The sequence below is a fragment of the Paenibacillus sp. FSL W7-1332 genome, assembly GCF_037969785.1.
Taxonomy (GTDB): Bacteria; Bacillota; Bacilli; order Paenibacillales; family Paenibacillaceae; genus Paenibacillus_AQ.
Window position 1 is genome coordinate 4,684,860 of the sequence record NZ_CP150209.1, and the last position, 13,139, is coordinate 4,697,998.

Annotated in this window: 16 protein-coding genes and 1 tRNA gene; 4 read left to right on the plus strand and 13 right to left on the minus strand. The window is 49.6% G+C overall.

Annotated elements, in window-relative coordinates; translation table 11 throughout:
* Window positions 1-127: 127 nt before the first annotated feature.
* Window positions 128-766: a response regulator transcription factor gene (locus tag MKX98_RS20965; RefSeq protein ID WP_194543442.1), complete on the minus strand. Its 639-nt coding sequence runs from the start codon at window positions 764-766 to the stop codon at window positions 128-130.
* Window positions 763-2,109 (minus strand): ATP-binding protein, encoded by a 1,347-nt coding sequence (locus MKX98_RS20970; protein ID WP_339218189.1) that lies wholly within the window; start codon window positions 2,107-2,109, stop codon window positions 763-765. The genes MKX98_RS20965 and MKX98_RS20970 overlap by 4 nt, the downstream gene beginning before the upstream one ends.
* A 261-nt stretch (window positions 2,110-2,370) precedes the next feature.
* Here MKX98_RS20970 and MKX98_RS20975 point away from each other — a divergent pair, with 261 nt between their 5' ends.
* From MKX98_RS20975 to MKX98_RS20985, 3 genes are read left to right on the plus strand one after another with little or no spacing between them, the layout of a single operon-like run.
* Window positions 2,371-3,084, plus strand: a complete 714-nt coding sequence (locus MKX98_RS20975) for a polyphosphate polymerase domain-containing protein (RefSeq protein ID WP_339218191.1) — start codon at window positions 2,371-2,373, stop codon at window positions 3,082-3,084.
* Between the two features lie 4 nt (window positions 3,085-3,088).
* A complete protein-coding gene (locus tag MKX98_RS20980) occupies window positions 3,089-3,799 on the plus strand; it encodes a DUF4956 domain-containing protein (RefSeq protein ID WP_339218193.1) in 711 nt (236 codons plus the stop codon).
* Window positions 3,800-3,817: 18 nt separating this feature from the next.
* Window positions 3,818-5,749, plus strand: coding sequence for a CotH kinase family protein (locus MKX98_RS20985; protein WP_339218195.1), 1,932 nt, complete (start codon window positions 3,818-3,820; stop codon window positions 5,747-5,749).
* A gap of 85 nt (window positions 5,750-5,834) precedes the next feature.
* Here MKX98_RS20985 and MKX98_RS20990 read toward each other — a convergent pair whose 3' ends face one another.
* The 9 genes from MKX98_RS20990 to MKX98_RS21030 form a co-directional block, all read right to left on the minus strand.
* Window positions 5,835-6,158 (minus strand): hypothetical protein, encoded by a 324-nt coding sequence (locus MKX98_RS20990; RefSeq protein ID WP_339218197.1) that lies wholly within the window; start codon window positions 6,156-6,158, stop codon window positions 5,835-5,837.
* A 28-nt stretch (window positions 6,159-6,186) separates the two neighbouring features.
* On the minus strand, window positions 6,187-6,801 hold the full coding sequence (locus tag MKX98_RS20995) for a TVP38/TMEM64 family protein (protein ID WP_194543447.1): 615 nt from the start codon (window positions 6,799-6,801) through the stop codon (window positions 6,187-6,189).
* Between the two features lie 53 nt (window positions 6,802-6,854).
* On the minus strand, window positions 6,855-7,325 hold the full coding sequence (locus MKX98_RS21000; protein WP_339218199.1) for a DinB family protein: 471 nt from the start codon (window positions 7,323-7,325) through the stop codon (window positions 6,855-6,857).
* A complete protein-coding gene (locus MKX98_RS21005; RefSeq protein WP_194543449.1) occupies window positions 7,318-7,917 on the minus strand; it encodes a DUF4269 domain-containing protein in 600 nt (199 codons plus the stop codon). Before MKX98_RS21005 ends, MKX98_RS21000 begins: the two co-directional genes overlap by 8 nt.
* 37 nt (window positions 7,918-7,954) lie before the next feature.
* Window positions 7,955-8,761 carry a GNAT family N-acetyltransferase gene (locus MKX98_RS21010; protein ID WP_339218202.1) on the minus strand — a complete coding sequence of 269 codons (807 nt, stop codon included), beginning with the start codon at window positions 8,759-8,761 and terminating at the stop codon, window positions 7,955-7,957.
* Window positions 8,762-8,858: 97 nt separating this feature from the next.
* Window positions 8,859-9,578, minus strand: a complete 720-nt coding sequence (locus MKX98_RS21015) for a DsbA family oxidoreductase (RefSeq protein ID WP_339218204.1) — start codon at window positions 9,576-9,578, stop codon at window positions 8,859-8,861.
* A gap of 136 nt (window positions 9,579-9,714) precedes the next feature.
* On the minus strand, window positions 9,715-10,293 hold the full coding sequence (locus MKX98_RS21020; RefSeq protein ID WP_194543452.1) for an AAA family ATPase: 579 nt from the start codon (window positions 10,291-10,293) through the stop codon (window positions 9,715-9,717).
* 234 nt (window positions 10,294-10,527) lie between these two features.
* Window positions 10,528-10,788: a YqkE family protein gene (locus MKX98_RS21025; RefSeq protein WP_071220257.1), complete on the minus strand. Its 261-nt coding sequence runs from the start codon at window positions 10,786-10,788 to the stop codon at window positions 10,528-10,530.
* 130 nt (window positions 10,789-10,918) lie between these two features.
* Window positions 10,919-10,991: transfer RNA gene (locus MKX98_RS21030), tRNA-His, on the minus strand.
* Window positions 10,992-11,187: 196 nt separating this feature from the next.
* On the opposite strand from MKX98_RS21030, the gene MKX98_RS21035 reads away from it, so the two are divergent.
* Window positions 11,188-12,039: an alpha/beta fold hydrolase gene (locus MKX98_RS21035; protein WP_194543453.1), complete on the plus strand. Its 852-nt coding sequence runs from the start codon at window positions 11,188-11,190 to the stop codon at window positions 12,037-12,039.
* 75 nt (window positions 12,040-12,114) lie between these two features.
* Here MKX98_RS21035 and MKX98_RS21040 read toward each other — a convergent pair whose 3' ends face one another.
* Window positions 12,115-12,630, minus strand: a complete 516-nt coding sequence (locus MKX98_RS21040) for a GNAT family N-acetyltransferase (protein ID WP_339218208.1) — start codon at window positions 12,628-12,630, stop codon at window positions 12,115-12,117.
* A gap of 2 nt (window positions 12,631-12,632) precedes the next feature.
* Window positions 12,633-13,088 (minus strand): RidA family protein, encoded by a 456-nt coding sequence (locus tag MKX98_RS21045; RefSeq protein WP_127592381.1) that lies wholly within the window; start codon window positions 13,086-13,088, stop codon window positions 12,633-12,635.
* Window positions 13,089-13,139: the final 51 nt, after the last annotated feature.

Consider the following 13,139-nt stretch of genomic DNA (forward strand, 5'->3'; position numbering starts at 1 on the left):
TCATTTTACAGCCGCCGGGGACTCGCCGTTAGACCTCACTTTTGTAGAACATACCAAGAAGAGGTACTACGTTTCGTAGTACCTCTTCCGATCCTTCGATATGATCCAGTCTTAATCCGCACCGATGCTAGTTGTCGTTCTCTTTTACAATCCCTTTCCGGCGGACCTTCTCCACGGCTTCCTTGCTGCTTCTTACCCCGAGCTTTTTTAATATTTTATTGATCTGGTTCTTGAGCGTGCTCTCGGTTTTGAACAGTTTCTGCTCCATCTGGGAATGGGTGTACCCTTCATCCAACAGATCAAACACCTCACGCTCCGCAGGCGTTAAGCCGCGAAGCTGCTCTTCGCGCTTGAGGCGGGCAAATTCCTTGAGCAGCACCTCCATCGATCCCGAATGAAGCACGGCGCTTCGGATCGCTGCCGGAAGCTCCTTAAACCTCGGCTTCTCAATATAATTGACGGCTCCAGCCGTAAAGGATTGCATGATCACCAGCTCGTCACCCAGCGAGGTCAGCATGATGACCTTGGCCTGCGGTTTACGCTCAAGAATTTCGGCGGCCGTGTATATCCCGTCAAGTCGACCTGCAGTGAGCTGAATATCCATAAGCACGATGTCAAAGGAGAGGATATGCGCCATCGCCATCGCTTGTTCGGGCGACTCGGCCGTGCCGACAACGATCATGTCTTCCTGCGCATTCAGAAAAACGGTCATCGATTTAACCCAATCCGGATCATCCTCTACCAAGAAGATCTGTATGCGGTTCAAGCTTCTTCCCTCCCGGATAAACGAATGATTTTACTGCGCGGAAAATATAACGAAATCTCCGTACCAACCGATTCGCGGCTCTCCAGACTAACGGAACCACCGCTTTTCTTCATCACGTTATAAACATACGACAAACCAAGCCCGAAGTTATCTTTCTTGTGGCCCTTGGTACTGTAAAAAGGTTCAAACACAAGCTCCTGCTGCGCGCTTGGAATGCCGGTCCCGTTATCTTTAACGGTAATCGCCGCTCCTTTGCGGTCAGCCGTTATCGTTATCGTAATCAGCCCACCCTCAGGCATCGCCTCCACGCTGTTTCGAATGAGATTGCTGATCGCTTCCTTCAAATGGACGGTATCCGCGAGCAGCCACGGTCGCTGCCTGCAGATTACGTTCATTTCGACCTCATGCCTGCGCAGCAGATCCTGTTCGCGGAGCTGCAGTTCAGCAAGCAGCTGATCCATGCGGACTGGCTGTTCCACCAGCTTAAACGCCTTCATCTGCTGCTGCATGCGTCCCGCCATGGCAAGCAGATGCTCCGATGAATTCGCTATGACCTCAAGCTGTTCGATGGCAACGCCGTTGTCTTGTGGCAGCAGCCGCTTTACGTTTTCCGCGCTCATCGCAATCTTCCCGATCTCGTTCTTAATGCTATGATTCAGCATCGATGTCCCCGAGCTGACGGCTTGCATCGTGCGATCCAGCGGATCGCGCTCAAACTTCAGGCGTACACCCAGGACGCCGTACACAAAGGTACAGATGACGGCAACGCCCAGCGAATACAGAATGAACAGGGACACGTACCGGAATGAATCATAACCGGGCGAGATCAGATTTCCCACATTAATCAGCAGCATCACGCCGAGCAAGGTAGGCACCATAATCCAGGTGGTGATCCACATGCCTTTGCGTTTTTGCGGATTCATCTCATGCGACAACGCGCGAATAAGCAAGGCGCATGCGGCCACATAATACGGAACCGTCCACACGAATAACCAGCCATAATGAATTCGGTAAGCTTCCGTCAAAAGCACCTGGGCCAGCATCGCGAGCACCGGCAGAAACAAGCCTATTTTGAAATCGCGCATTCTCTTATGATTCTCGGGCTTGCGGGTATACACCATGCAAAATATTAACACGCCGTACGGTGTCAACGTATGGTTGAGATATTGAATCCACGGCTCGTACCGCGCCGCGATAAAACCCGCAGGCACAAGCAAATCTGTCAAGCCGCCGATTCCTGCGCTCCACAGAAAAAAAGCCGCCCAGCGGTTCACCTCGCTCCGAGGCTGATTGAACAGCAGCACAGCCGCCGCGCTCCAAAGCGCTACAACATAATAGATCATGACGCATCGTCCATTCTCTTCGCGAATATAGTATCATCCTACCACAATTGTTACAGCAGCGGGACCTCTTAGCTAGCCTCCACGAACAATTCGGATCCATTGAATCATGAATTTTGTCCTGCTTCGATCCTTCGATTTTTACATAGCGAAAACATTCAGTTTACATTCAGCCGCAATTAAGAAAGATATCAGGAACGATTGATAGGATAAATTTCGTAAGCAATCAAGCACACGAATGCTAGAGAGAAACGAGGTGGAATCATGACAACCCAATTGAAATACCGGAACGAGCTTAAATTTTTTGTGAATGTTCACCAGTACCGAATCATCCGTCAACGATTAAAAAATCTGGTGACCTACGATCAGCATGCAGGCCCCGGCGGGGAATATCACATTCGAAGCTTGTACTTTGACGATATCAACAACAAAGCCTTATACGAGAAGCTGGCTGGGGTTCGGGACCGGGTGAAATACCGCATCCGTATCTACAACGTAACCGACAACACCATTCATTTTGAGAAAAAAATCAAATTCCGGGATTACATTGCCAAGCTGAAGGAGCCGCTCACAAGGGAGATGGCCGATCAGATCATGGCCGGTCAATACGAATGCCTCTATCAGCCGGACAAGCCATTGATGATGGAGCTGTATCACGAGATGAAGCATAAGCTGCTGCGCCCCAAGGTCATTGTCGATTATGTCCGCGAGCCGTATGTGTGCGCCAACGGAAATGTCCGAATTACGTTTGACAAGGAGCTTCGAACCGGCCTGCACTCCACGGATCTGTTCAATCGAAATCTGCTGCCCATCCGGGCGATCGATGAGAATCTGATTATACTCGAGGTCAAATATGACGAATACATCCCGGATTACATCAAAATCGCGCTGCAGCTGGAAGGACTAGGCCGTCAATCGGCCTCCAAATACGTGATGTGCCGTAAATTTCTGAAATATAACACATGGGAGGATCAATAAATTCATGAACACCACATCGACTTCAAGCAATACGAGCACCACCAATTTTTCGGATATCGTCAAAAAATCCGTGATGGAAAACTTCGTATCCGATATCAGTTTCGCTAAAATTCTGATTACGCTGGCCGTTGCCTTTGTGATCGGGTTATTCATTTATCTGCTCTATAAAAGAGTCTTCAGCGGCGTGCTGTATTCCAAAAGCTTTAACGTGTCTCTGATCGGGATGACCATGATCACGGCCGTTGTCATCATAGCCATTAACTCCAATCTCGTGCTCTCGCTCGGTATGGTCGGCGCACTCTCCATCGTCCGTTTCCGTACGCCCATCAAGGACCCAACCGATCTGATTTTCCTGTTCTGGGCCGCGGTTGCCGGGATCGTAACCGGGGCCGGGTTCTACACGCTGGCTGCCATCGGCTCCATCGTAGTCGGTCTGATCCTGTTCTTCTTCATTAAAAAAGCAACGGTGGATACGCCTTATCTGCTCGTGATTCATTGCGAGAATGAACAGAGCGAGCAAGCCGTAAAAGAACAAATGGGTCAAGCCGTGAAGCGTTATAATCTGAAGCAAAAAACCGTGACCCCAGGCAGCATTGAGCTGACACTGGAAGTAAGGCTGCGCGACGCCGAAGGCCAGTTCGTGAACAAGCTGTCCCAGCTGCCAGGTGTTCATAACGCGGTTCTGATCAGTTACAGTGGCGACTATGTATCCTAAGTCAGGCGGTGGCCAGAGATGATAAAAAAAAGAATGACGGTCCAACTGTTCCTCGTGATGGCCATAGTCCTCCTAATGTCAGGCTGCCAATGGACACCCACGGCTGCCGGGACGGTAAGCAGCACGAAGAGCGATGCTCAGCAGGAGCAAATGGATTCGACGGTTTTTCCGAAAGATAAGGTTGTTGATGTAAAAATCACGATGGACGAAGCAGATTTTCAGGATATGCTGAACAACGCCAGCGCTGAAGAATATAAAGAAGCATCCGTCAATTACAACGGCATGCAATTTGATCATGTCGGCATTCGCACCAAAGGCAATTTAAGCCTGCGCAGCGTGGTCAATTCGGACTCCGACCGCTACAGCTTCAAAATATCCTTTGACGAATACCTTAATCAAACCTTGAATGGGATCAGTAAAATTAATCTGAACAACAACTACAGCGACGCCTCGTATATGCGGGAATTCCTGACCTACGAGCTGGCAGAATCCGTAGGATTGCCGACGCCCGGCTTCTCCTATGTCAATGTATATGTAAACGATGAATTATGGGGGTTCTACCTCGCGATCGAACAGATTGGCGATTCCTATCTGGAGCGTCATTTCGATCATTCCTACGGCGCATTGTACAAGGCCGAGATGAACGGCGTGGGCAGCGATCTGACGTGGCTTGGCAATGATCCCGATTCCTACACCGGGCTTGTCATGAAATCCAAATCGTCTAATGATGATGTATTGATCGACATGCTGGATGAGCTTAATAACGGCATCGATTATGAGAAGGTGCTGGATGTCGATAATGTACTCAAGTACGTTGCTTTGAACGTGGTTGCCTCCAATATGGACAGTTATCTGGGATCGAACAAACAGAACTATTATTTGTATGAGAACAACGGCATTTTCTCCGTCCTGCCTTGGGATTATAATATGGCATTCGGGGGACTTGGGGGCTCCAGCATCCTCATTGACGAGCCAACCCAGGGAGCTTTGGCGGAAAGGCCCCTGATTGCCAAGCTGCTCGCGATTGACGAATATAAGGAACGCTATCACGCCATCCTCTCGGAGTTGCTGGAGGGCTACATGCAGCAGGAAACATTCAATGAGCGAGTTGCGCAATTGCAAGACTTAATTTCCGAGCACGTAAAGCAAGACCCAAGACCTTTCTATTCCTATGAGATGTATGAGCAATCCATCCCGACGCTCACCTCATACGTTCAAGAATCAATGGATTCCATCCAGCAACAGCTGGATGGAACGCTCCCCTCCGCTGGCGATGGAAGCGGCAGCGGAGGCGGTATGGGTCCCGGCGGTGGTCGTGGCATGCGACCTGGCGGCGAGACGAATGGAGCCGGATCGTTTCCCCCTAACGATGCCCCGGCCGGAGGCATCTCTGGCGGGAACAGGCCTGCCAACAACGACAGTGCTGCTCCTGATTCTTCTGACGATGCTTCGGGAAGCAGCGCCGACGTTAACTCCGGCAAAGCTGAGGGAGATCGTGACACCGCGCTTGAAGGGGACGAACCTTCCTTGTCCGTCGTATCGTCTGTCGGATCGAGCACAAGCAGTTCCAACGAAAAAACAACGGTTGATGCTGCTCCAGCCGTAACTACGGAACCATCACCAAATGCAGCGGAGCTCCCTGAAGATCAAACCCAATCGTCGGAGCAGCCCCCTTCCGATGACAATCAACCAACCATGCCTCAGACTCCCGGCCAGAGTGGGCAAAGCCAGATGCAGGATTTCCCTCAGGGGCAGATGGGGAACGGATTCGGCGGCGAGTTTGGCGGTCAAATGCAGGGAGGCCGGGGAATGGGCAGGCCGGGCGACGGGTCAAACGGGGCTGCCGAGGAACAAGGAAGTGCCAAGGAAGCCTTGTACGCCGGCGTATCAATCGTCCTTCTGCTTCTCTCGTGTCTCCTCGTAACATTGTATAAACGAAAAAGACTGTAATTATCAAACAAGGGCAGTTCCAAAGGTCGATACACCTTTGAAACTGCCCCTTTATATCCGAACGTTTTAACCTATGACCAATGGATTAACCTATTTCAATGAACCACGTGATCATTATGGGCGCTCCGATAAGGACCATGCCCAGCGCCATGACAATCCTTGTCGTATTTCTAGACAGCTTGTGCTGGGTCGCGGCTGAACGATACCAGCCGCTGAACTGCAGGCGATTCCGGTAGAGTACAAGAAACCACAATACATTCCCTGCGAACAGGAACAGCCAATATAGTCCATTCCAGGGTATCCAGCTCTTCAGCATTTGATGTTCTATGTTGCCCAGAACCATGACAAAGATCATCATAATGATCATCATTCGAATCATTTCCAGAATCGATGAGGCCAATTTGGTCATAACGCTTGCTCCTTTTCAATCATGCTATTCAACTGGACTCAAGCTCTGCTTGTTGATCGTGTACCGATTGTTTTCTTATAAAGTATGAATCCAGCTTCCGGCTGACCCATAAGGACAGTACGATAAAGGCAAGGACTCCGAACAATTTAAAAGGTTCCGCAATAAAATCGGACAGGTTGGCACCGATGTAAGAGACACAGAACACCATAATGCCCTTGCCCAAGGTGACAGCCATCAGATAGGACATCAGGTTCATTCTGGCCAGCCCGGCGGCCACATTGACCGCGACAAACGGCCCAACGGGAAGTATGCCAAGCAGGAAAACGTAACTGAAACCGTTGCGCTGAATCCAGCGCATACCACGCTGAACTTTAGGCTTTTTTGCCCAGCGTTCGATCAGGGGTGTACCGGATATTTTGCGCACGATGAGAAAGGTCGTTAAACATCCTGCCACCATACCGATCCAGGAGTAAAGAAACCCTGCCCAAAGCCCATACACCGCCGCATTCACACCCACGATCACGATCGTGGGCATCGGTGGAATGAAGGACTTTAGGAACGTCAGAAGGATGCCCGGCAGCGGGCCTAATGCTCTAAATTGGTCCAATAACCACTCCAGGTTGCTCTCTGTAAAGTAAGACATGATGTCCAAGTAGCCAATCAATGACTTCACCCATTTCTGCTAAGTATTGCCGACTAGCCGACTTGAAGCACCTGATTCAGCTGAGCCAGATGGTGGTTGTCGTGCCAGATGAAATCCCGCATAAATTGCGCCACCTCAAAAAGGTGCCCGTCCGCGTCCGTGTACCGCAACTCATATGCCGTTTCAGGCAAGGCTTCGATCGCCCGGATCAGTTTCTCCCTAGCGCTTATCGTCTGATCCACCAGCGTTTCCGTTGATAACGTCGTGGCATATTGCCTCGACTCTTCATTGAAAGTGTCATAATCTATATGACGGACAGTCAAAACATCCCCTGTGGAAATTTTGGAAATGGCTTCATTGTAAAAATACTCATCCCACCGCATGATATGGCACACCACATCACGTACGGTCCATTTCCCCTCTGCCATCGGGGTGTTCCAGAATCCCTCTTCCTGTACCGCGAACCCTCTCACTTTGCCGATCCACGCGGAATACTCATTCAGCAGCTGCTGTTTGTCACTCATATCCATTCTCCTTGTCCATATAAGATTTAATATAGGCGTCAAGTCGATCCTCCGGCCAATGATATATCTGGAGCAGCTCCTCATAAGGATCGCCCGTGATACGCAACAGCTTCGCAAAGGCAGGCTCCGTCTTATAACCCGACCTCTTCAGCTCGATAATCCCTTGTCTTGCAGTTTCACCGAGCCGCTTCAAAAGCTTGTATTCGACAATCATATGACGGTAACCATTCTGACTCGTTGAAGGTAATGGCTGTGCAAAAACCTCGAATTCCCATCCTTTGTACCGAAATCGCGCTACCGATCGATCCACGTTGTTGACGGTACGGGATGAGCACGTGAAATTCGCAACATCTTCGCTATAACGCGTCTTGAGCTCTCGTTCAAAGCAGGCAAAATCCGTCACATGGCATATGATATCGAGATCGCTTGATTCGATGTCAATCCCGATAGGAATCGTGCCCACCAATATCGGGTTATAGGGTTTCAGATGATCCCATAGTCTAAGCTCGTCTATAACCATGGCTGCTTGCTTCTGTTTATCGGAGCCCAGACGTAAGTATTCCAAGTTAAGAAAATCCATGTTTTCTTGCATGGCTGCTCCACCTGCCTTACTCCTCTGAACTTACAGGTCAGCGTTCGGTCCACGTCGTCCGAACATAGCCCAGCTTCATGCCGACCGATTCCATGTTGCGATGGCTCTGTGATAAGAAGGCACATTGCCCGACAACCAGACTGCAACCTTCAAGCTTCGCGTCCCGTATTCTCCTGCGAAGCAGCTCCAGCTGCAAGCCTTGTCTGCGGTACTCCGGGAGTGTCGCCGCAAATGTTAGTGACGCTGTCGATTGATTTACGTACATAACGCCAGCTGCGGCCGGCTCATCTTCTACATAAGCCATATAGAATTTCCATCCCGGCCGTGAATACAATACACGGTTATTCGAGGCTACAGATGGAATTCCTTGATCAGGCAATCCTGTTCCACGGCAATGAACTTTAGCATAATCCTCAAATTCATCTTTGTCTATTGCTCTGATCACAATTCCATTACCTTGCACCCCCTCCAGCTCCTGCGGGTTCATATACATGGAATTATGAAAAGCAGATTGATAGAATCCGCGTTCGGCAAGCGCAGCCAGGAATTCCTGATTTACCAAGCCGGGCACGATTTCGAACTGGAATTTGCGCTCCCTCGATTGATAAAAGTCGATGATTTCGTCCACGTTATTCAGATCCTCTGAACGCAGTCCTTTCACCGTGTTAAAAGAAAGCCAAGGCATCGTCTTGCTGTACAAGCACAGCGCATGGCCGAAGCGTTTCATTTCGACCCCTTCGGGATTTCCGGTCCGACCTTCGATTGCTTTCATTCGATCCAACATATAATCGTTTTCTGAATCTTGAATTCGTTGGATAAGTTCCTCAGATGGAAGATGCCGCATATTGCCTCCTATGTATTATAACTAGTGATTCTAACTGGATAAATAGAGCCCGAAGATCGCTTGTTGATGCTTCGGGCTCTTACTTGCTGTGTATGTTTTATTTCGCGCTGCCCGGCAGATCGCAAGATCCGTCGGCGCACATGCCGTCGCTGCTGTCGGAATCATTCACCATCACTAGCGGATTCGCTTCACGATAAGCCTTATCCAAAGCGTCCGTGAACACTTCCAGTGACTGCGCACCGGACACGGCGTATTTGACTCCCAGCACGAAGAACGGCACTCCCCGAATTCCCAAATTTGCTGCAGCTGCTTCGTCTGCCCTTACTTCGGACTGGAAATCGTCACTCTCGAGCGCGGCCGCAGCCAAATCGCGGTCCAGGCCGACTTGAGCCGCCAGATCGGCCAATCGATTCTTATCGCCAAGATTCTCGCCGTCTGTAAAGTGTGCACGGAACAACCGCTCCGTCATTTCTTTCATTTTACCATGCCCGGATGCAAAATGAACCAGGCGGTGAGCATCAAATGAATTGGCCGGGATGACGCGATCCATGTGATACGTAAGCCCGACGCTTGCCGCTTGCTGGGTCACGTTGGCGTTCGCAGCCTTGGCCTGTTCGATACTCATGCCGTATTTGGATGCCAATATCTCGTCCATGGAAACCCCGGCTTGATACGATGCACCGGGATCAAGCTCAAAGCTGCGGTAAACCACTTCAACTTGATCTTTATTAGGGAATTGCTCCAAAGCCGATTCGAAACGGCGTTTACCAATATAACAGAACGGACACATAAAATCCGACCATATTTCCACTTTCATTCTTTTCGCCTCCTAGCGAGCATTAATACTAACTTACTTATTGTAACCCGCTTTCAGCATGACATCAACACCTCACATGAATATGGAAAGGTCTTGCAAGAATGCTCAGGATACCGAGTACAAATACGCCGGTTATCTAAGCGGGGTTGTTCTCCTCTAATCTGGCAAGAACCCAATCCGTCACAACCTTGAAGCCTTGATTTCCCTTCAGGGAACTATTGATCACCAGATCCGCATGCCAGCGGGTAGGCTCAACATATTCATCGTGCCTGTATCTTACAAGCTGCAAATATTCCTGAAGCACACTTTCCTCGCTATGCCCCTTTTCTATAAACCACCGGTTTCTGCGAAGCATTCTTTCATCCGCGGGGCAATCTACGAACAGCTTCAAATGAAGCGAGTTCCGAAGGGATTCGAATTGATACAATAGAAATCCTTCAATGACAATTATGTCGTATTTGCCATTATGGACGGCGTGATCATAATCCGCGGTCAGACGCTCGATATCGACGGCATCCGGATGGTTAAAATCCTCAAACATTTGATTGGTGAAGGGCGCTTTGGCCAAGGGTCTAATGGACTTATAATATTTATCCATATGGAAGATCGCCACCCGGTACTCGCTTAACCTCTCCTTGAGCTTAAGACTTAGCGTTGTCTTGCCGCTCCCCGAACCTCCGCCAATCCCGATCATTAAAGTCTGCCTATGCTCCATATCCTTTCATCTTCCTCCATATGTATGTCCAAGGTATAGGTTCCATTATTATACAACCGATCCAAGTAAGTTGAAAGATCCTCGTTACAAGAAAACATCTCCCGGTCCCGGTGTACGATCACAGAAGACAGACCGTTTTTAAAGGAAGTTTTTCTTCCGATATCAGGAAGGCTCACGCTTCGACGTTTACTGTCTGATATCAAAAATAAAAAACAGACAGCATAACGCTGCCTGTCACTTATATTTTTTCCAATCCATTTCGCTATGTTCCAGTAAATATTCAAAATCATTGTCGCGCCGCTTCTGTTCTGCCTTGCGAACAGCTTCCCGTTCCTGCCTTTCCTTCTCAAGCCGCTCGGCTTCATTGGCTTTCAAGGATTCGGTTGTTGCCTTCAACTTCGCCAGAACTTGAGGGTCCAGCATATCCTTTAACGTCGCGGGTTTATCGGCAGCCTCGGTTCGCGGCAAAGGGGACTTTTGTTTCTTTTTTGCCATGTTCATTCACCTCGATTTCCACATTATTATATCATCTTATGAAGGACCTGGCATCTATATCTGCTTGGTTATAACCACGAAAAAAGAGAGCCTCTCGGCTCTCCTTCTCCTTATGTATACTTACTTTGAGGGCGATCGATGGGACTTGAACCCACGAATGCCGGAGCCACAATCCGGTGCGTTAACCCCTTCGCCACGACCGCCATGATATTGGGCATTTCATATGCCCGAGATAATAATTTATCAGATATTTAGCTATTTGGCAAATTGTAATTTCTTACATCCCATTCTTGATTTCAACGGAAAGAACATACTATACTTACTTGATTCCAACTATCAGATAATAGCGCCCTTATTCGATACAACATGATGATATAAGGCACGGGAGGAAGCACAGCGATGATCTATCATATTGACTATGTCTCGGAGGGATTGCATATCAAGGGGTATCTTGGTCTGCCGCCGCAACTGCCCCGTTCGGTCGCCCATGAGATGTCCAAAGCGTTCAACGCAATTCACGGCGTTACAATAACCGGCACGCTGGCATGCTCCTTAAACTTGGATCCTGTTTCACACGAACCACCTAAGCCAGTGACTGAGCCTAAGCTTCCTTTGGTCCTGTATTGCCGCGGCGGCATTGGACGGGTTGGCGCTGTAAGGTTGAAGTGGGTTGAAGAATTCGCTGCGCAAGGATATGCCGTGTTTGCTCCGGCCTATCGCGGAAATGAAGGCAGCGAGGGCAGGGATGAATTCGGCGGTGCCGATACGATGGATGTGATCTCCGCAATTGAATGGCTATCGAGCATTTCCTGGATAGATAACCGTCGTATTCATCTGTTGGGCTTTTCCCGCGGTGCGATCAATGCTGCCGTGGCAGCCGCTCTGTCACCACATGTATCCAAAATGATTCTCTGGAGCGGCGTCTCCGATCTGGCACAAACCTACGAAGAACGGATAGATCTGCGCAGAATGATGAAACGCGTCATTGGCGGAACGCCTGCCAAAGTACCTGAGCAGTATCTTCTTCGATCGCCGATCCATTATGCAGACCGTATCCGATGTCCCGTCCTGCTTGTCCATGGGACGCGGGACGAGCAAGTCCTGGTGGAGCATAGTTACCGGATGCTGGACAAGCTTCAAGAACAGGGGCACCAGCCGGAAGCGCATCTGTACGAAGGGCTTGGACATCATTTCCCGCCACCGCAGCATGCAGCGTCGATCAACCGAATGTTCGACTGGTTGAAGAAATAAGAAGAAGTTGAGGAGCGCTCCTCAACTTCTTCTTGTCTCTCTCCAAGCACATGATTTGTTTGGCATTTCTTCCTCCTAGTTGTGCCCAGCAGCCGTCTCAATCCAGTATTTACACGTCCCGTTCGTAATGGAACTTAACTCACCGTGATTCGATTCAATGATGCAGCGGGAAGCCAGATTGGATTCATCGCAGGTCAGAAGGACCCGGCTTATGTTCTTCTCATTGGCCTTCTTGACCAATTCCGCCAACAGCCGCTTGCCATATCCTTTCCTACGCTCCGACGGCCGGATGACATACCCGATATGTCCCCCTAGCTCTTGCAGATTGTCATTCAAGCGATGTCTCAGCTTACCATATCCTATGGGCTTGTCGTTATCGTATAACCAATATATCGTCTGGGGAACATACTGCTCCGGCAGATCGATGCCTCTCGCCATTTCGTAATTGCGCTGCACCTTGGAAGCGAACTCTTCCATGCTCCCGCTTTTTAGACCATTAACGAATCCGTTCCCGCCCTGGCCGATTTCCTGGACCATGAACAGCAGACTTTCATCCTCCAGCACCTGCAGCTCCCTTAATACGAGTCCCATGCCTATTCCTCCACTTGAAAGATCGAATCTACAATGACGGGCAGCTGATCCCGTAAGGATACGGCTCCGAATACGGATCTGGCGTGAATTCCTTGATCCCCGAACACCTCAAGCATCAAGTCCGAGAATCCATTCAACACCTTATGATGCTCCTCATAGTCGGTTGTTGCGTTAACGAAGCCTTGCACCTTGACCACGCGCTTCACTTTATCAAGTGATCCCAGCCCTTCCCTTAATACGGCCAGAACTTCAATCCCGGTCAGACGGGCATATTCATACCCCTGCTCTGTTGTGTAATGCTCTCCGAGCTTCCCTCTCGGCTGTCCTGAGGGACCCTTGCCTGAAACATACATCAACCCGTTAACGATGACATAGTTGGCATACTTGGCTGCTGGCGAGCCTGCTTTAGGCAGGCTGATACCCAGCTGCTCCAGACGTTCCTCGGCATGAACGGTCATGTGATCACTCCTACAGGAAAAATATTCTATCTAAATTTCAACTATTGTATC